Below are 17,978 nucleotides of genomic sequence, written 5' to 3'. Positions count from 1 at the left end.
CATTATTAAATATATTAGAAAAATACCTTTTAAATTGCTAATTTTAATTTATCGAATTTTCTCGATGCAGCATGCCTTTAGGCACTGCTCTTTTTTCTGTCATGGTCATGATATGAACTCTTCATCTACACCCAGTACTTTAAACACTGAGGCAACGTCTGTTCTTTCCCGTGAGTGGATTCACAAAGGGACTAAAGCTTATAAACATGCAGGATTTGCTTTATTCCTCGTAGGTTTTGCTAGCTTCTCTCTAATTTATTGTGTACAGCCACTCTTACCTGCATTTAGCCAAAGCTTTCAGATTAGTCCTGCGAGTAGCTCTTTGGCACTGTCATTAACGACTGCCTTTTTAGCCATTTCGATTGTGCTATCGAGTGCCTTTTCACAAGCGATTGGCCGTCGCGGTGTAATCTTTACATCTATGCTATGTGCCGCAATTTTAAATATTGTCTCGATGCTTACACCGAACTGGCACAGTTTACTCATAGCACGTGCGTTAGAAGGTTTACTGCTTGGTGGCGTACCCGCAGTGACTATGGCTTGGATTGCCGAAGAAATTGCACCTGAACACCTCGGTAAAACCATGGGTTTATATATTGCAGGGACAGCCTTTGGTGGCATGATGGGCCGTGTCGGTATGGGTATTTTGGTTGAATATTTTTCATGGCGCACCGCCTTAGGCCTACTTGGAGCAATCTGTTTTATTTGCTCAATCGCCTTCGTCAATCTACTGCCAGCCTCACGTAATTTTGTACAGAAAAAAGGGCTAAATTTAGGCTTTCACATGCAAATGTGGCGTGCTCATTTAAGCAATACTAAATTATTACGCCTGTTTGCCATTGGTTTCTTGCTTACCAGTGTTTTTGTCACCCTGTTTAACTATGCGACCTTCCGCTTAAGCGGTGCACCTTATTCACTCAGCCAGACACAAATTAGCCTTATTTTCTTGTCGTATAGCTTTGGTATGGTGTCTTCATCGTTGGCAGGTAGCTTAGCCGATCGCTTCGGTAAAAAAACCATGATGATGAGTGGCTTTGCCTTGATGATCGTGGGTAGTCTCATGACCCTGCTCAGCTCTCTTTTCGGCATTATCATTGGCATCGCATTTATTACCACAGGCTTCTTTATTACCCACTCACTTACGAGTAGTTCTGTGGGTGCCGAAAGCAAACAAGCTAAAGCTCATGCCAGTTCGCTTTACTTGCTGTTTTACTATATGGGTTCAAGTATTGTCGGCTCGGCGGGCGGTTGGTTCTGGTTACACGGTGGCTGGAGTGCGATTGTCGGTTTAACCGTGTTCTTGTCTTTAATTGGAATATTTTTAGCGATTTATACATCACATGCCAAAGCGCATTAATGTAGTAAAACCTTAACTTTTTTAGGCTAAACCCAATGAGCATTTAAAAATCATATGAAAAAATTTAAATGCTCATTTTTTGGCTTGTATTTTTTTTAAGAAACTGTAAAATTCACTCCACATCGCCGGCATAGCTCAGTTGGTAGAGCAACTGACTTGTAATCAGTAGGTCCACAGTTCGAATCCGTGTGCCGGCACCATCATTAAACCTCATGAATATTTGATTTATGGGGTTTTTTGTTGTCTGTAGGTTTTGGAATAGATCTTTTGACTGTACTGCCCTTAGGTAGTAAAGAAATTCGTTAATAAGAAATGAAAAAAGCCCAACATCCTGTTGGGCTTTTTTCGTATTTCGTTACTAGGCATACATCCTGTAATACCTCACGTCCTGATGCTTAAACTTATTATTGTTGTTTTACGTTTTGGAACTTCCTGTTCCTGATGAGTTCATCATAGGCAATTCATGAGGTCATAGAAAGACGACAATTTCCTGAATGGATGTAGGAAAAAGCGTACATGGTTCTTTTAAATTTAAAACTTGATTTATCTATTATGGAAATAAAAATATGAATTTATAAGAAGTTATGTTCTTCAATTAAATAAGAAAACGATATAATGAGTTTATTACTTTATTTCTAAAATAAATTTAAAAACAACAAGGAACGAGATGTCTAATCTACCTTTAAACCTTTTTCAATCTTTAGTGATCATACTTGCATGCCTTATTATCCTTGTAAGTAAAATGCCTCAGCTAAAATTTAGAAAAACCATATTATTTTTAGCTCTTGGCAGTCTTACTTTAATCTGTGCTTTGGCAATATTTGGCTTCTTTAATTAAGCCTTATTTCTTGCTCTTCTCTATCATTCTTTCAAAGTGTTTAAGGTTTGGGTTCAACATGTCCCACGCATAGGTCTGGCTCACAAAAACCTCCGCTTTAGGATGATAGAGACTTGGGTCATCCAAAGTGCCTGCACGTATTGAAATCATTTCAGGAACAAGTTCAGGTAAGCCAAAAAGTTGAGAACCACAAGTCGGGCAAAAGGCTCTTTTAATGGGACGACCAGAAGAACCTAATGTCTCAAAATATTTAAGTTCGCCACTTATTTTCAATTCAGATTGATGAAAAAAAGCGATTGGTGCATAGGCCGAACCTGTTGCCTTTTGGCAATCTCGACAATGGCAATTAAAACTATAACGTGGCTCTGCATCACTTTGATAGCTCACAGCTCCACATAAACATGATCCTTGATATTTAACTGACATGGCTCACCCTATTTTTTTATTGCTGTTATTTGAATATAACGTACATATCCATTTTGATAGAGTTGTTGGCATAACTTTGCAGTCATTTGGATTTTAAAATTTGCCAACCCTCGGTTATGGCTTTGTGCTTGTTGATTTTGAATATACTGTGAAAAACCTAATAATACCTGTTCTGATAAATCTTCGATTTGAATATCTGTAAAACCTTGTTGTTCCAAGGTAGTTCTCAGTATCTCTTCCGTGAGTAAGGTATCCCAAGTGACATCGGCTGCTTTAAGTAAATAACGATGCTTTTGTTCTTGTAGCATGGTCATGTTGTGACATGAGTCGGCACGCATCAAGTAATGAAAACCTAATCGTCCTTTTGAATTTAAAATGGGAGTAACCGAATCCAGCAATGAATTTAAATGACTGTGATAAGCCGCATCGATACAGAGCACCACATCGAAGCGTTGTTTAAATTCAAATTGTTTTAAATTTAAAAATGAACCGCAGAAAATCTGGCTTATTTCAGGAATAAGTTTTTGAATTTTATTAACACATGAAGCTTGTAGTTCAACCGCACTAAGGCTTTTAGGATGATAGTGCTGTAACCAGTGCAATAAACTTGCGCCCTGCCCACAGCCTAAATCTAAGAGATGATCTTTTGAATTTAAATTGACAGCTTGTGCCAAATGATCAGCCAATTGGCGACAAGCTTCACGGTAGGTTTGGGTATTTTTCCAAAAACCCAAGTTTGTCCAAGCAAGCTCTTCACTATCCCCCAAACTTGATGCATCAATTGCATATTTATGAGGGATAAATCGAGAAAGAGCTGCTCGAACTTTTGCTTTCACAATTTTAGTAACCGAGTTCAGGGGCAACTTCGACCTTAGGCTTTAATCCCACGAATGGTAAAGGTGCACCCAAAATTTCAGCAATATGCATCGCAGAAGTCACTGCTGACTCTAAAATTGGCAAACCATCACATGACCATGAACCACAGTAGAATACTTTACGGTTTGGTTCTAAGTGACGTTGTTGTAGCTCTTTGTTTAAAGCAATAGTTTGCGAGTCTACAACTGCACGCGTTAAGGTCACTTTTGAAATGACTTTTTTAGGGTCAATATCAACTACTGGACGCCAAGTTTGGAATACAGGATTTTTACCTACTAGTGATGGCTCAACGGCATTCATCCAAACTGTAAACTGCTGACGAGTAAACTTACGGTCCATCATATAGCTCAGCACTGACCAGTCTTTACGGCGTGGTGGCATTACTGTTGCATCTGTATGAATAACCAAGTCGCCTTGTTCAAAGCGGAACTGTTTAAGCAGATTCATATCTTCTGCAAACTGTTCAGGGTTTAAGAACTCTTCAAGTTTAGATGTTGGTGTCGCCACAATAACACGGTCAAATGTACCTTGGTCACCTTTTTCATTTTCGACCAGTACTTTTTCACCTTGTAGTTCAACTTTTTTAATTGCCGAACCGCTATGGATATCGATGCCTTTAATCAAGCTATCTACAAATGCAGGTGTACCGCCTTTCATACGCAACAACATGTCACCATCAGTTAAATGACGCAAAAACTCAAGAAGGTTTTTCGCAGGCCAATCACCAATTGTTTTTGGGTTACATGTACAAATCGTATAAAGCACCGGCATAACTACACCATGCCAGAATACTTCTTCAATATCGTTCTGATTAATAAATTCAGCGAGAGTAATATCTTGATTTTTAGATTTAAAGAACTGGTGAATCGCAGTTTTTAATTGCAGCATCCCTTTTACCAGACGCCAGCCATATTGCTGGATACCTTTACGGTTATTGATAATTGGGAAATTACCAATACGGCTACGAGATGTGGTTAACCATGTTTCAGTACGATCTTCAAATAACCAGCTACAAGACATATAGGTACGAACCGGAAAGGTTTTAATGCCTAAATGTGCAGCAAGGCTGAGTGTATTTTTCCATAGATGCGGGTTCATAACACGCAATGGTGCATCAATAATCCCACCATCGAACTCAATGCTATGACTATCCATTCCCCGGCCAGGAAGTGCTTCAAATATCGTGATTGTATGTCCTGCATCTTTCAGAATTCTTGCTGCTGCAAGTCCTGCCATTCCACTGCCAATAATTGCGATATCCAAAATGATGTCCCATTTTTCGAGAATTTTTTTGATTATCACTCATACCCTAAAAAAACACCGTATTAAAAACTACCAGATTTTTATTTTTTGCATCAATTTATATAGAAAAATTTTAAAAGGTAAGCCCAAAAGTTTTTCATAAAATTTTACAAAAGAGGATGACTGTATAAAAATCTATATTTTTTAAAAATTTAAAAAAATTCTTTTAAATAAAATAAGATAATTTAACTGTATTTATATCATTCGTTTTACAAGTATCATTTTTTGCGGTATCATGGTGGCATAATAATGAGAACTAAATCACACAAAACAATGCCGACACAATAATGATATCCATCATAAAAACAGAAACTTTACAGCGAAAAAGCCCGCTATTCACACTTGATAGCGGGCTTTTTATTACTTTGCTTTTAAAGATCATTAAGCACAGCTTAGCAATTTATCCTTCTTGCATGATTGAACCGAATTTTCCACGATTAAAATCGTTAATCGCTTCCATAATCTCGGCTTTGGTATTCATGACAAATGGACCATAACCTTCGATTGGCTCATTCAGTGGTTGGCCAGTCAACACCAAGAATTTAGTGTCTTCTTCAGCATTTAAGCTAAACTCAACGCCCTCTCGAGATAAAATCGCAACAGTTTTGCCTTCAAGACGGTTTGTATCATTGACCACAACCGCACCCTCTAGCACAACAACAAGGGTAGTATGCCCTTCAGGTACATACAGGGTATGTTTTTGGCCTTTTACCAATTTACCGTCCCATACATTTAATGGACTAAATGTAGTTGCTGCACCTTTTGCATCTGCATATTCACCTGCGATCACACGCAAATGACTACCGTGCTCGTCTAGTGCAATGTCCGGAATATCTTTAGCTTCAATGGCTTGATATTTTCCAGGGGTCATTTTTGAATGCGAAGGTAAATTTACCCACAATTGCACCATTTCAAAAAGACCGCCATGCTCTGCAAATTCAGGAGAATGGAACTCTTCATGTAACACCCCTGCACCCGCAGTCATCCATTGCACGTCACCGGTTTTAATGGTTCCGCCGCCACCACTTGAGTCTTTATGAGTCACTTCACCTTGATAGGCAATAGTAACTGTTTCGAAGCCACGGTGAGGATGTGAACCTACACCTTGTTGTTCGGTGGTTGGTGAGAAGTTATAAGGCGCTGCATAATCCAGTAACAAAAATGGGCTTAGGGTTTGGCCTAAACGGTCATAAGAGAACAGGTTATATACAGGGAAACCATCACCAACCCAATGCATGTGGTTATTTTGATATGCACCAAGAAATTTCTTCATCTGATCTCTCCTATATATGTAGGATTTTCTTGAACTGAGATTGATTTTACGCCTCAATAATTGCAGTTTATAGATCAGGATTAGCAACACATTATTGCATTTATGAGACAATCATAAATTTTGATGTTTTGTTCAAGAGATCGTCCTATTTTTAAAATTCTTAATCCTATTTTTTAGACTTAATTACGACAACAAACTCATCTAGCATGATTTTAGGCACTGATGACCTACTCAATAATTTTTGATTATTCAATTTGATAACATGAGGACATAAAAAATGGCTCAAGATTATGTACGCTTAGACAAGGATAATGCTGCGGTTCTTTTAGTTGACCATCAAGCAGGTTTACTTTCTTTAGTTCGAGATATCGATCCGGATAAATTTAAAAACAACGTACTTGCTGTTGCAAATGCAGCAAAATACTTCAATCTTCCAACAATTTTAACAACCAGTTTTGAAACTGGTCCAAACGGTCCTTTAGTTCCTGAGTTAAAAGAAATTCACCCAGATGCACCTTTTATTCCACGTCCAGGCCAAATCAATGCGTGGGACAATGAAGATTTCGTAAAAGCGGTTAAAGCAACCGGTAAAAAACAACTGATTATTGCAGGTGTTGTAACTGAAGTTTGTGTAGCATTCCCTGCACTATCTGCTTTGGCAGAAGGCTTTGAAGTATTCGTAATTACTGATGCTTCTGGTACTTTCAACGAATTAACACGTGATGCAGCTTGGGACCGTATGTCTAAAGCAGGTGCTCAGCTGATGACTTGGTTCGGTATGGCGTGTGAATTACACCGTGACTGGCGTAATGATATTGAAGGTTTGGGCACATTGTTCTCAAATCATATCCCTGACTACCGTAACCTGATTTCAAGTTACAATCACAACACTAGCCAAAAATAAGTTCTACTGCCAAGATTAGAATGCTTAAGCATTCTAATCTTGAATTTAAATGGGTTGAACGGACATTGATAAGCTCTTTTGATGATTTTTATTATTTCTATTTGGTCGTGAAACACGGCGGCTTTAGTGCGGCCAGTGAGGCCGAAAATATTAGTAAATCCAAGCTCAGCCGACGCATTATTGACCTTGAAAATAAATTTAATGTCAGCCTGATTCAAAGAACAACCCGCCATTTTAAAGTGACCGATTTAGGTCAAGAATTTTACGAGGAATGCTGCAAAGTCATTGCTCAAGTTGAATGTGCAGAGAACGTGTTATTAAAGCAAAAAAGTGAGCCTCAAGGTTTGGTAAAAGTAAGCTGCCCACCTTTAATGATGCATTTTCAAATTAGAAAAATTTTAAATCAGTTTTTAAAAACCTACCCTAAAGTTGAAATATCTCTTGAGCTAACCAGCCGTCGAGTAGATATCTTGCATGATGACATCGACCTTGCGATTCGAACCAATTTTGAACCGAATGAAGATTCAAATTTGATTGTTCGTGATGTGATTAAAACCGATCACTGTCTGGTGGCTTCGCCTGAATTACTGCAAGGTCGCACCATTAAGCATTATTCCGAATTACAGGACTTTCCAAGTATTAGCTTAGGCACACAAAAGCAAAATTATATTTGGCATTTATGCAATATACGTAATGGTGAATCGGTTGATGTGCCTTATCAACCACGTATTAAAAGTAATGACTTGGCTGGTGTTTACTATGCCGTAATGGATGGTTTAGGTATTGCAGATCTTCCTTTTTTAACCGTTGAATCGGAAATTCGTAAAGGAACACTGGTTCATATTCTTCCTGACTGGAAGTCGAATATTGGTATGCTACAACTGGTTTATGTGTCTAGAAAAGGACAACGTCTGGTGGTCGAAAAACTCATTGAAACCCTCATTGAAGAACTCAGACGTTTACCCGAAAGCCATGAAGGATATTTGCCGACTTAAATAAAAAACCGGTCATGAATGGGCATGACCGGTTTTTTTGTGAAACATCACATGCAGTATAACTGCATGTTTTCGTTCAGAACAAAGCGAACTCGCTTTATCCCTTACTCAGATAAGTCTACGCAGAGGTATTTCATTTCGACATATTCTTCGATGCCGAATTTTGAACCTTCACGACCTAGACCTGACTGTTTTACGCCGCCAAACGGAGCAACTTCGTTTGAAATCGCGCCCGTGTTAATGCCGACCATACCGTACTCAAGTGCCTCCCCTACTCGCCATTGACGAGCTGTGCTTTGAGTAAACAAATAAGCAGCTAAACCAAACTCGGTATCGTTCGCCATTGCCACTGCTTCATCTTCAGTTTTAAAGCGGAACAATGGGGCAAGTGGACCAAAAGTTTCTTCTTTAGATACTTTCATGTCTTGCGTTACGCCAGTTAACACAGTCGGTTCAAAGAATGTACCGCCAAGTGCTGAACGCTGGCCACCGATACGAACAGTTGCACCTTTCTCAGTAGCATCAGCAATATGAGACTGCACTTTAGCAATCGCATCTTCATCAATTAAAGGCCCTTGAGTTGAACCTTCTTGACGGCCATCGCCAACTTTAAGCTTAGACACAGCTTCAACCAAACGCTCTGCCAACGCATCGTAAATGCCATCTTGAACATAAATACGGTTAGCACACACACAGGTTTGACCGCTGTTACGATATTTACTTGCCATGATGCCCTGAACTGCTTGTTCAAGGTTGGCATCATCAAATACCAGTACCGGTGCGTTACCACCCAGTTCAAGCGAAAGCTTTTTAATGGTTGGCGCACATTGTTGCATCAAGATACGGCCAACTTGCGTTGAACCAGTAAAGCTTAACTTACGAACAATATCGCTTTCGCAAAGGGTTTTACCGACTTCAACTGCATCACCACTAATGTTAATTAAAACATCTGCTGGTAAGCCTGCCTGTAACGCCAAAACTTCAAGCGCATAGGCAGTTAACGGCGTTTGCTCTGCCGGTTTAACCAACATTGAACAACCTGCAGCAATGGCTGGACCTGCTTTACGCGTAATCATGGCAGCCGGGAAGTTCCACGGCGTAATTGCAGCTGTAACACCAATCGCTTGTTTAATCACGAGCAGACGTTGGTTTGGCAACGTAGGTGTTAAGACTTCACCATCGATACGACGCGCTTGCTCGGCAAACCAGCGAATGAATGATGCTGCATAACCAATTTCACCACGTGCTTCTGCCAATGGTTTACCTTGCTCAGCTGTTAAGATTTGAGCCAGATTTTCTTTGTGCTCAAGCATGAGGTTGTACCATGCCAATAGCACATCAGCACGCGCCAAGGCAGTTTGCTTTTTCCAAGCAGCCTGCGCTTTTGCTGAACGGTTAATTGCGGCTTCAACTCCTGCACGGTCATAGGTTTTTACCCATGCCAAAGTTTCACCCGTAGCAGCATCCTTCACCTCGATATAGTCATTTGATGCAGGTGCTTCTAATGAAATATCAGGATGTTTTAATAAATACTGCAAATTATTTTGAATCATGCAGATTGCTCCATTGCTTTTGCACTACCTGCTTTTAGTGTCGCAAAACCTTGTTTCAAGATATCAAGACCTTGACGGAATTGCTCAGCAGGAATGGTTAATGGATATAAGAAACGAATTACATTACCGTATTTACCACAAGTAAGAAGTAACAACCCGTTTTCCATTGCATAGTTTTGTACAACTTTTGCTTGTTCAGCAGTTTCAAGTTCTACTGCAACCATTGAACCTAAAGCACGAATATCGGTTACTACGTCACCTGTTGCTTGCTGAATATCTTTAAGCGTAGCAACTAACTCAGCGCCTAATTCATTTGCACGGTCGCATAAGTTTTCTTCTTCAATCGCGTCAATCACGGCATGCGCAGCGGCAACTGCAATCGGGCTACCTGCATAAGTACCGCCTAGACCACCCGGGTTTGGTGCATCCATGACTTCTGCACGGCCCACAACACCTGAAATAGGGAAACCACCGCCCAAGCTTTTCGCCATCGTGATGAGGTCTGCTTTAGTTTCATAATGGTTCATCGCAAATAACTTACCAGTACGAGCAAAACCAGATTGCACTTCATCAGCGACAAGTAAAATACCGTGCTTATCACAAATTGCGCGTAAACGTTTTAAGAACTCGGCTGGCACCACATTGAAACCGCCTTCACCTTGTACTGGCTCAAGTACAATTGCTGCAACGTCATGTGGCGCAATATCTTCACTGAAAATATCTTCAACGCTTTCAATTGCCGCATCTACTGAAATACCTTTTGCAGGTACTGGGTAACGTGCGTGGAACACACCCGCTGGCATTACACCGAAATCACGTTTGTAAGGCGCAGTTTTACCTGTCATTGCCATGGTCATAAATGAACGGCCGTGGAAACCGTTACCAAACGTGATAATGCCGTGACGACCTGTGTAACAACGAGCAATCTTCACTGCATTTTCAACAGCTTCTGCACCTGTTGTGAAAAAAGCTGCCTTCGCAGGACCAGCAATTGGCGCGCGTTCATTAATACGTTCAGCTAAAGCCACATAGCTTTCATATGGCGTAACTTGATAAGCAGTGTGAGTAAATTTAGTAAGTTGTTCAGTCACCGCTGCAATTACTTTAGGGTGGCGATGGCCTGTATTTAAAACCGCAATACCACCAGCGAAATCGATAAATTGGTTGCCTTCCTTGTCCCAAATCGTGGCATTTTCAGCTTTTTCCGCATACCACTGACACATCACGCCTACACCACGTGGAGTTGCTTGCTGTTTACGTGCGTTAAGTGCAGAATGTTGAGTATCCATTTGATTCCCTCATATTTTCATCGTCAGTTGCAGCTTTGGTTTTTGCATCCTGTGCTTAATTTTCAGGGTGCTTTACAACGACTGCCTATGCATGTAATTTCGCTCGTCTGATGGCAACTGACGAGAGCCACTTTTTAACTGTAGGAGAGAGCCAATTGCGTAGTTTACTTGGAGATCATTTGCTGCAACGACTCCAACAGGACACTGAAGGGAAACTACATCAACGCCTTTTCCGTTGCCTGCGTGGTGCCATTATTGATGGAGTGATCCAGCCGAAGACTCGTCTACCTGCATCACGCGATTTAGCCAGTGAAATTCATGTTTCGAGAAATACCGTTCTTAGTGCCTACGAACAACTACAGGCCGAAGGCTATTTAGAAGCACGGACAGGACATGGCACATGGGTTGCCGAAAAATTACCAGAGAGTTTTTTAAATACACAAAACAAGAAAAAAGTAGTTTCTAGCCCAAATATTCAAAGTTCTTACGCCCTCTCACAGCGTGGCTCAAACTTATTAGGCTATGCCGCAGCCTCGCCACATCAATGGGGAGCCTTTGTTCCGGGAGCACCGGATGTTACCGAGTTTCCACATCATATTTTTAGTCGTATTCAAGCACGCTTAAGCCGCGAACCGGACATTAACCGCTTGATTTATAGCAACGCAGGTGGATGCATAGAGCTTCGAAGTGCGTTGGCAGATTACCTACGTGTTGCGCGTTCAGTCCAGTGCGATGCGGACCAGATTATTATTACCGAAGGTATTCACCAAGCCATTGATTTAGTCTCACGTGCACTAAGTGATATGGGAGATAAAGTCTGGATTGAAGATCCCGCTTATTGGGGAATGCGTAATACATTACGGATTAATGGCCTCGATATTCAGCCGATGCCTGTCGATGCTGAAGGCATTATTCCCGAAGAAAATCCGGCTGTACCACCGAAACTCATTTTTGTCACACCATCACATCAATATCCACTTGGCTCACATTTAAGCCTTGATCGTCGCAGACAATTGATTCAAATCGCACGTCAGCACAATAGCTGGATTGTAGAAGATGACTATGACAGTGAGTTCCGTTTCTCGGGCCAGCCTTATCCATCTTTGCAAGGCTTAGAAAATAACGCACCTGTTTTATATATGGGCACGTTTAGTAAAACTATTTATCCATCTTTAAGAATTGGCTATTTGGTTGTCCCTAAGCCGTTATTTTCACCGCTACGTATTGTTGCGGCCGAGCTTTATCGTGGTGGGCACTTACTTGAGCAAAAAGCCCTCGCTGAATTTATTCGTGAAGGCCAATATGAAGCGCATATTCGCCGTATGCGCCTGCTCTATGGTAAACGCCGTGATTACTTGGTGAGCTTAATTCAACGCTATCTTGGCCCCGAATTTATTCATGAATATGACGAAGCGGCAGGATTACATCTGGTTTTAAAACTGCCAAACTCTTGCGATGATGTCGCGATTGCGGCGACTGCACTTGAACGTGGTGTTAAAGTTCGTCCACTTTCACAATATTACATGCAGTCGCATGCCCATGCAGAGCGCGGACTGCTGATGGGCTTTGCCTGTGTAAATGAAAAAGATATGGTGATGGCTTTTGGTGTCTTGCTCCAGTGCTTACGTGAAGCAGATGTACCCACACTGAATTGATCTTTTTATCTGAGCAAAATAAAAAAGAGCCTCATTGTGAGGCTCTTTTGGTTTAAAAATTTAAACTAACTTTTCTTCATGGCTATGAGTTAAATGAGTCGCTCTACGCTCTTTACCCCAACCCAATTTTTCAGACAACAATCCGAAGAACACAATAATGCCGAACAATGCTGTGGTGTAAATCACTTCTTTAAAATAAGTACCTTCAATCAACATGGTAAGAATTGCACCAATAATTGCAAAGATCACCACATAGGTCAGGTAAGGGAACATCCACATTTTAAAGTCAATCTTCACGCCTTCAGCTTCTAATTTTTTACGCATACGAAGCTGAGAATAAGCAATGGTCAGGTACACATATAGTGTTGCTGCACCTGTTGTTAACATGAAGAAGTCATAAACATTCATACTCTCTGTTGCAGTTAAAATTACCGCAATTACAGAGAAGAAGCATGACACAATCACACCCACCCAAGGACTGCTTTTACTGTTTACAGAACCAAAACTTTTTGGTGCATCACCACGTTTAGACAACGAGAATAGCATCCGTGAACACGTGTAAAGCGCTGAGTTAAAGCAACTACATACCGATGTTAGAACTACAAAATTTACGATATGGCGCGCGCCCGGAATACCAAGTGCAGACAGAGTTACACTATAAGTACCCCAAGTCGAATCTTTTAAAAGTTCATTGTTGTGAGGAATAAGACATACAGCAACGAACATTGAACCAACGTAGAATAAAATAATACGCCAAACCACCGAGTTTGATGCCTTACGAATTTCTTTAGATGGATTTGCAGACTCTGCTGCTGCTACGGTAACAATTTCAGCGCCAATATAGGCGAACATCACCCCAAGCAAGGCGGTAATCACTGACGAACCGCCATTTGGCATAAAGCCTTGAGAGGTTAAGTTACTTATACCAGATGCAGCCGGATTGCCCCAAGGCCACAAATGCATGATGGCTAAACTACCAATCACAAGGAAAACAACAATCGCGATGACTTTGATGAGCGCAAACCAGAACTCGAATTCACCATAGTTCTTGACGTTTTGTAAATTGACAACAACCAGTGCGACAATGACAACGGTCATATAAACCCAGATCGGTATAAACGGGAACCAGTTGTTTAAAATCTTTCCTGCTACATAAGCTTCCCAGCCCATGAGCATCGCCAGCGTGCACCAGTACAACCAACCAATTGAAAACCCTGCCCAACGACCAATCGCACGGTCTGCATAAGTTGAAAAAGAGCCACTGTCGGGATTTAAAACGGCCATCTCGCCTAACATACGCATGATGAACCAAACGAGTAGACCACCTAAAGCATAAGTTAGAAAAACTACAGGGCCGGTGTTGTAGATAATACTGCCTGAGCCAACAAAGAGAGAGCCACCAATAACCCCTGCAATCGAGATCATGGTTAAGTGGCGTGATTTAAGTCCATGTTTTAAACTTTGGGAGTGATTGGCTTCAGAACCATTTTGATGAGCTGCCATATCATTTTCCTTAATATATGGAGGATATCGGCTAGTCTCGGACATCCTCCGAAGCCAAAAAATATCCCCTAAAAATTTAGCCGTTCTGCCCAATTCCTAAAATAGAAAATTCACTGAGCTTATCCGGCGCTTCCGTATGCATACATCCAATGGCTTTAATTTGTCGTTTCGGCACTCAAGAAACGAGAGCCATTTTTGTAATAAAAGAGAGAGCCAATTGCAAAATTTATACGCAAAATTGGCTCTTTTTGTAGAAGATGCTGGTAAATGGCTTTTTGTTTTTATTTTAATCAGATTGAATTTCTTTAGTTTTGCTCAGAAATTAATAACGCCTTTGTGCCTGTTTCCAAGGCTCTAAATATATGTTTTTGATCGGCTGGATAACAAATATAGTCTCCAACACCCAGCTCAACCGCTTCATCAATTAAACCCACTAAAGCTCGCCCTTCAACCACAATAATATGTTCTACCGAACCAACTGGATGTGGTTCTGAAAGTCGATCTTCGCCCGGTTCAACAATCAATAAATACACATCTCGGCGCGCATGGGGTGGACAGGTCGCCAACAAAATTGCTTTGTAATTGGCAATCTCCGAACTCACCGTTGGCCCATCGCCACAGCGAATGACTTGCACTTGATTGCTCGGTTCTTCCATCAAACGTGCAAATGGAATATTGAGTGCAACACAAAGTGCCCACAAGGTTTCAATACTTGGATTACCTTGCCCTGCCTCTAATTGAGAAAGTGTAGATTTAGCAACACCTGCACGGCGCGCAACCTCTGCCAATGAAAGCCCTGCTCTTTGGCGTTCACGCGTTAAACCTTTGGCAATAATTTCGATTGGCTGAGACATTCATTCTATCCGTTCTATAAAAAAAACGATCGTTCGTTTTGACAAAACAATCAGACTTATTCATTATAATGGAAAATCGTTCGTTATATCATGCCATGACTACATACGCTCTTATTAGAAAACTTAGTAAAGATACTACTCGCTCGATTTTCTTTGTGTGCTTAGCAACGAGTGTCGTTGGTATGTCCTTAGGTTCACTCGCCGCAAGTTATGGCTTAGCACTTTGGATTCCACTTTGCCTGTCCATATTTGTGCTCGCGGGAACTGCTGAATTTATTTTTATTGGATTCTTGGCGGTAGGTGGTAGCCCGATTGCGGCTGCAATTGCAGGACTACTCGTCAATTTAAGACATCTGCCTTTTGGCATTGCGGTCAATGAACTGATTCGAGGCAAATTCTCTCAATATTTTGGGTCTCATATCATGAACGATGAAAGCGTTCTGTTTGGTATGGCACAGCCTGATTTCGAAACCAAAAAGGCTGCTTACTGGCTATGTGGTATAGGCATCATGCTCAGTTGGCCGCTCGGTGTCACTGCAGGTTATTTTATTGGGAGTGCTATTCCAGACCCTAAAATATTTGGCTTAGATGCGATTTTCCCAGCTATTTTAATTGCTCTTACTTTTTCTGCTTTAAAGAATAAGGTGACTCGAAAAGCTGCATTTGCCGGATCAACTTTAGCGTTGATAACCACACCTTTTTTAGCCGCAGGACTTCCAATCCTGATTTCACTTTTTGGCTTGATATGGGGTAGAAAAAAATGAGTCAACAGTTACTGATTATTGTAGGAATAACTCTACTCGCACTGGGTACGTACAGTATCCGTTTTGCTGGTTTCCACTTAGGTGCCAAGTTTTCATTTTCTGAAAAATACCAAGTTTTACTCTCAAACGGCGCAACCGTTTTGCTCTGTGCCATTGCTGTGACCACTACATTTTTTGAAGGTCACCATTTCGCAGGTTTCGCACGTATATTTGGGGTGGGTTTGGCACTTTTCTTAGTTTGGAAAAAAGCACCGCTTTTATTGGTGATTTGTCTGGCAGCGGCTGGCACAGCACTGGTACGTTTACTTGGAATTGAATAATAAAAAGGCGAGATAAACTCGCCTTTTTGAAATTTTGATTAGAACGGTAAATCGTCGTCTAAATCAGCTGGTGCAGACGCTGGTTGTTGTGGTGCTTTAGGTGCAAAACCACCACCTTGTGGGCTATTGCCACCATTACCGAAACCACCTTGGCCACCATAACCACCATTGTTTTGGCCGTAGCCACCACCTTGGTTGTTATTTTGATAGCCTCCACCTTGTTGAGGCGCGTTAAAACGTGGCTGGTTAAAATCATTACCGCCAGCAAAACCTTGTTCACCTTGTTGACGAGCATCTAACATTTGCATCTGGTCACCACGGATTTCTGTAGTGTAACGTTCTTGACCATTTTGGTCTGTCCACTGACGTGTACGTAATGAACCTTCGATATAAACTTTAGAACCTTTACGTAAAAACTGCTGAGCAATTTCCCCTAAACGGTTATGCAAAACAATACGGTGCCATTCTGTTTGTTCTTTACGTTCACCTGTATTTTTATCGGTCCAAACTTCACTTGTTGCGATAGAAAACTGGGTCAACGAGCCCCCATTTGGAAAAGTTTTTGTTTCAGGATCACGACCCAAAGTACCAACCAAAATAACCTTATTTACACCACGCATTAGCTGTCTTCATCCTATACATTTCTATGTTTTACTTTATAAGAGTTATGCTTAAATGGCTACCTCTTTACCGAACAACTGCGTTAAATCACGTCGCGAAGCGTCATCAAGAGACTGTTTATCGACTTTAATATAAGCAACTTGCTGGTCAGGCATCACCACAACTTCTTCGATACCACGAATTGCCAATAGTTGTGTGGTCCACTCATTCACCTGTTGCACTTGCGGCAATGGCAGCACAATAGATGACAAATACCGCGGCTGAGCTAAACCAAAACTAATTAGCAGCCATATTATAGCAATCCCTGCTAAGACACTCCATCCAATCGCAGTATTATGTAACATCAATAATTGACCACCTAGTGTGCCACCAAAAAAGGCACCTAAGAACTGGCTACTGGCATTTACCCCCATAGCGGTGGCTTTCGACTGGATTGGAGCTGATTTTGACAGCCAAGAAGGTAATAAAGCCTCCATGACATTAAAGGCAATAAAGAAAATACCTAAGCCTGCAAGCAAGACATATTTAGACTGATAACCAAATATCAGTAATAGTAAACCTGCAATAATACCTGTAATTGCTGTTAAGAAAATGCCGCGCATTTTGCGATATTTTTCAGCGATAATAATGCTAGGAAATGCAAAAAACAGACTAATAACCAAAAGTGGCAAATACACCAAACCGTGGCTCGCCAAAGGAATATGCGCAAACTCGATAAGCTGTGACGGCACATAAATAAACATGGCGGTCAGCAATAAATGCAATGCAAAAACCGAAACGTGTAAACGGTTTAAATCACCCATTTGAATGACTTGTTTAAGCTGTGCCATGTAGCCTTGCTGATAATTACGATGGTGACGAGTGACTTTAGGCACCAGCAATAACATCGCAATCGCGATCAAACCCATGATGGTTGTCACAAAGAACAAACCAGAAATACCTACAAGGCTTGTGAGCCAAGGCCCAAGACTAAAAGCGACTACAAAAGATAAGCCAATACTCATACCCATGGCAGCCATGGCTTTAGTACGCTGCTCTTCACGCGTCACATCGGCTAAAAGTGCCATAACTACTGCCGAAACTGCACCCGCCCCAGCGATAGCACGGCCAATAATTACGCCATAAATGGTGTCAGATAGTCCAGCAATTGCACCACCAATAGCAAAGAGCAATAGACCAAAGACCACAAGCGGTTTACGGCTAAAACGGTCAGCAAGTAAGCTAAATGGAATTTGTAAAATGGCCTGACTTAAACCATAAATACCTACAGCCAAACCAATGAGTGCTGGAGTCGCATATTGATATGACTGCCCAACTACAGAAAAGACAGGAATAATCATGAACAAGCCCAACATGCGTAGCGCAAAAATACTACTTAAGGCAAAAGTTGAGCGACGTTCCAAAGCATTCATCATATCAATACACGTTATCAAACTAAGTAAATTATA

16 protein-coding genes and 1 tRNA gene are annotated in these 17,978 nt (G+C 41.2%); 7 read left to right on the top strand and 10 right to left on the bottom strand.

What is annotated here, in order from left to right; genetic code table 11:
• Window positions 1-112 precede the first annotated feature (112 nt).
• Window positions 113-1,357: a multidrug efflux MFS transporter SxtP gene (sxtP, locus tag G9371_RS07425; RefSeq protein WP_029424094.1), complete on the top strand. Its 1,245-nt coding sequence runs from the start codon at window positions 113-115 to the stop codon at window positions 1,355-1,357.
• Between the two features lie 124 nt (window positions 1,358-1,481).
• Window positions 1,482-1,557, top strand: a tRNA-Thr gene (locus tag G9371_RS07420).
• Window positions 1,558-2,198: 641 nt separating this feature from the next.
• Here G9371_RS07420 and G9371_RS07415 read toward each other — a convergent pair.
• The 4 genes from G9371_RS07415 to G9371_RS07400 form a co-directional block, all read right to left on the bottom strand.
• Window positions 2,199-2,621: a GFA family protein gene (locus tag G9371_RS07415; protein WP_029424093.1), complete on the bottom strand. Its 423-nt coding sequence runs from the start codon at window positions 2,619-2,621 to the stop codon at window positions 2,199-2,201.
• 8 nt (window positions 2,622-2,629) lie between these two features.
• Entirely contained in the window at window positions 2,630-3,457 is an 828-nt protein-coding gene (locus tag G9371_RS07410) for an SAM-dependent methyltransferase (protein ID WP_029424092.1), read from the bottom strand.
• Window positions 3,458-3,461: 4 nt separating this feature from the next.
• A complete protein-coding gene (locus G9371_RS07405) occupies window positions 3,462-4,760 on the bottom strand; it encodes an NAD(P)/FAD-dependent oxidoreductase (protein WP_000350212.1) in 1,299 nt (432 codons plus the stop codon).
• Window positions 4,761-5,199: 439 nt separating this feature from the next.
• Window positions 5,200-6,072, bottom strand: a complete 873-nt coding sequence (locus G9371_RS07400; RefSeq protein WP_000713965.1) for a pirin family protein — start codon at window positions 6,070-6,072, stop codon at window positions 5,200-5,202.
• A 277-nt stretch (window positions 6,073-6,349) separates the two neighbouring features.
• Between G9371_RS07400 and ycaC the strand changes: the two genes are divergently transcribed.
• Together ycaC and G9371_RS07390 are read left to right on the top strand one after the other, a co-directional pair.
• Window positions 6,350-6,976, top strand: coding sequence for an isochorismate family cysteine hydrolase YcaC (gene ycaC / locus G9371_RS07395; RefSeq protein ID WP_000046156.1), 627 nt, complete (start codon window positions 6,350-6,352; stop codon window positions 6,974-6,976).
• 20 nt (window positions 6,977-6,996) lie between these two features.
• Entirely contained in the window at window positions 6,997-7,971 is a 975-nt protein-coding gene (locus G9371_RS07390; RefSeq protein WP_000912183.1) for a LysR substrate-binding domain-containing protein, read from the top strand.
• Window positions 7,972-8,075: 104 nt separating this feature from the next.
• Here the strand turns inward: G9371_RS07390 and G9371_RS07385 are convergent, their stop codons facing one another.
• Both G9371_RS07385 and gabT read right to left on the bottom strand, forming a co-directional pair.
• Entirely contained in the window at window positions 8,076-9,524 is a 1,449-nt protein-coding gene (locus tag G9371_RS07385) for an NAD-dependent succinate-semialdehyde dehydrogenase (protein WP_000615675.1), read from the bottom strand.
• Window positions 9,521-10,813 (bottom strand): 4-aminobutyrate--2-oxoglutarate transaminase, encoded by a 1,293-nt coding sequence (gene gabT / locus G9371_RS07380; protein ID WP_000380899.1) that lies wholly within the window; start codon window positions 10,811-10,813, stop codon window positions 9,521-9,523. The genes G9371_RS07385 and gabT overlap by 4 nt, the downstream gene beginning before the upstream one ends.
• 155 nt (window positions 10,814-10,968) lie before the next feature.
• Here gabT and G9371_RS07375 point away from each other — a divergent pair, with 155 nt between their 5' ends.
• Window positions 10,969-12,468: a PLP-dependent aminotransferase family protein gene (locus G9371_RS07375; RefSeq protein WP_029424091.1), complete on the top strand. Its 1,500-nt coding sequence runs from the start codon at window positions 10,969-10,971 to the stop codon at window positions 12,466-12,468.
• A gap of 60 nt (window positions 12,469-12,528) precedes the next feature.
• Here G9371_RS07375 and G9371_RS07370 read toward each other — a convergent pair whose 3' ends face one another.
• Together G9371_RS07370 and G9371_RS07365 are read right to left on the bottom strand one after the other, a co-directional pair.
• Window positions 12,529-13,971: an amino acid permease gene (locus G9371_RS07370; RefSeq protein WP_000718865.1), complete on the bottom strand. Its 1,443-nt coding sequence runs from the start codon at window positions 13,969-13,971 to the stop codon at window positions 12,529-12,531.
• A 305-nt stretch (window positions 13,972-14,276) separates the two neighbouring features.
• Complete coding sequence (locus tag G9371_RS07365) at window positions 14,277-14,825, bottom strand: helix-turn-helix domain-containing protein (protein ID WP_000081859.1); 549 nt, start codon at window positions 14,823-14,825, stop codon at window positions 14,277-14,279.
• A gap of 68 nt (window positions 14,826-14,893) precedes the next feature.
• Between G9371_RS07365 and G9371_RS07360 the strand changes: the two genes are divergently transcribed.
• The gene (locus tag G9371_RS07360; protein ID WP_029424090.1) at window positions 14,894-15,589 is read left to right on the top strand and encodes an AzlC family ABC transporter permease; all 696 of its coding nucleotides are present in this window, start codon (window positions 14,894-14,896) and stop codon (window positions 15,587-15,589) included.
• Window positions 15,586-15,909, top strand: a complete 324-nt coding sequence (locus G9371_RS07355; RefSeq protein ID WP_029424089.1) for an AzlD domain-containing protein — start codon at window positions 15,586-15,588, stop codon at window positions 15,907-15,909. The genes G9371_RS07360 and G9371_RS07355 overlap by 4 nt, the downstream gene beginning before the upstream one ends.
• Window positions 15,910-15,947: 38 nt before the next feature.
• Here the strand turns inward: G9371_RS07355 and ssb are convergent, their stop codons facing one another.
• The gene (gene ssb / locus G9371_RS07350) at window positions 15,948-16,529 is read right to left on the bottom strand and encodes a single-stranded DNA-binding protein (protein ID WP_001215080.1); all 582 of its coding nucleotides are present in this window, start codon (window positions 16,527-16,529) and stop codon (window positions 15,948-15,950) included.
• Between the two features lie 51 nt (window positions 16,530-16,580).
• Window positions 16,581-17,945, bottom strand: coding sequence for an MFS transporter (locus tag G9371_RS07345; protein ID WP_000980460.1), 1,365 nt, complete (start codon window positions 17,943-17,945; stop codon window positions 16,581-16,583).
• Window positions 17,946-17,978 lie beyond the last annotated feature (33 nt).

This window comes from Acinetobacter sp. EKM10A (assembly GCF_011075215.1).
In the GTDB taxonomy this organism is placed as follows: Bacteria; Pseudomonadota; Gammaproteobacteria; order Pseudomonadales; family Moraxellaceae; genus Acinetobacter; species Acinetobacter baumannii.
Note: the sequence above shows the minus strand (reverse complement) of the source record. Positions and strands in the feature narration are given on the sequence as shown.

What these genes read in the sequence shown, in the direction of transcription:
- G9371_RS07365 (WP_000081859.1), bottom strand. Translation starts at nt 14,825, where the DNA reads ATGTCTCAGCCAATCGAAATTATTGCCAAAGGTTTAACGCGTGAACGC.
- ssb (WP_001215080.1), bottom strand. Translation starts at nt 16,529, where the DNA reads ATGCGTGGTGTAAATAAGGTTATTTTGGTTGGTACTTTGGGTCGTGAT.
- gabT (WP_000380899.1), bottom strand. Translation starts at nt 10,813, where the DNA reads ATGGATACTCAACATTCTGCACTTAACGCACGTAAACAGCAAGCAACT.
- sxtP (WP_029424094.1), top strand. Translation starts at nt 113, where the DNA reads ATGAACTCTTCATCTACACCCAGTACTTTAAACACTGAGGCAACGTCT.
- G9371_RS07360 (WP_029424090.1), top strand. Translation starts at nt 14,894, where the DNA reads ATGGAAAATCGTTCGTTATATCATGCCATGACTACATACGCTCTTATT.
- G9371_RS07400 (WP_000713965.1), bottom strand. Translation starts at nt 6,072, where the DNA reads ATGAAGAAATTTCTTGGTGCATATCAAAATAACCACATGCATTGGGTT.
- G9371_RS07345 (WP_000980460.1), bottom strand. Translation starts at nt 17,945, where the DNA reads ATGATGAATGCTTTGGAACGTCGCTCAACTTTTGCCTTAAGTAGTATT.
- G9371_RS07355 (WP_029424089.1), top strand. Translation starts at nt 15,586, where the DNA reads ATGAGTCAACAGTTACTGATTATTGTAGGAATAACTCTACTCGCACTG.
- G9371_RS07390 (WP_000912183.1), top strand. Translation starts at nt 6,997, where the DNA reads ATGCTTAAGCATTCTAATCTTGAATTTAAATGGGTTGAACGGACATTG.
- ycaC (WP_000046156.1), top strand. Translation starts at nt 6,350, where the DNA reads ATGGCTCAAGATTATGTACGCTTAGACAAGGATAATGCTGCGGTTCTT.
- G9371_RS07415 (WP_029424093.1), bottom strand. Translation starts at nt 2,621, where the DNA reads ATGTCAGTTAAATATCAAGGATCATGTTTATGTGGAGCTGTGAGCTAT.
- G9371_RS07385 (WP_000615675.1), bottom strand. Translation starts at nt 9,524, where the DNA reads ATGATTCAAAATAATTTGCAGTATTTATTAAAACATCCTGATATTTCA.
- G9371_RS07370 (WP_000718865.1), bottom strand. Translation starts at nt 13,971, where the DNA reads ATGGCAGCTCATCAAAATGGTTCTGAAGCCAATCACTCCCAAAGTTTA.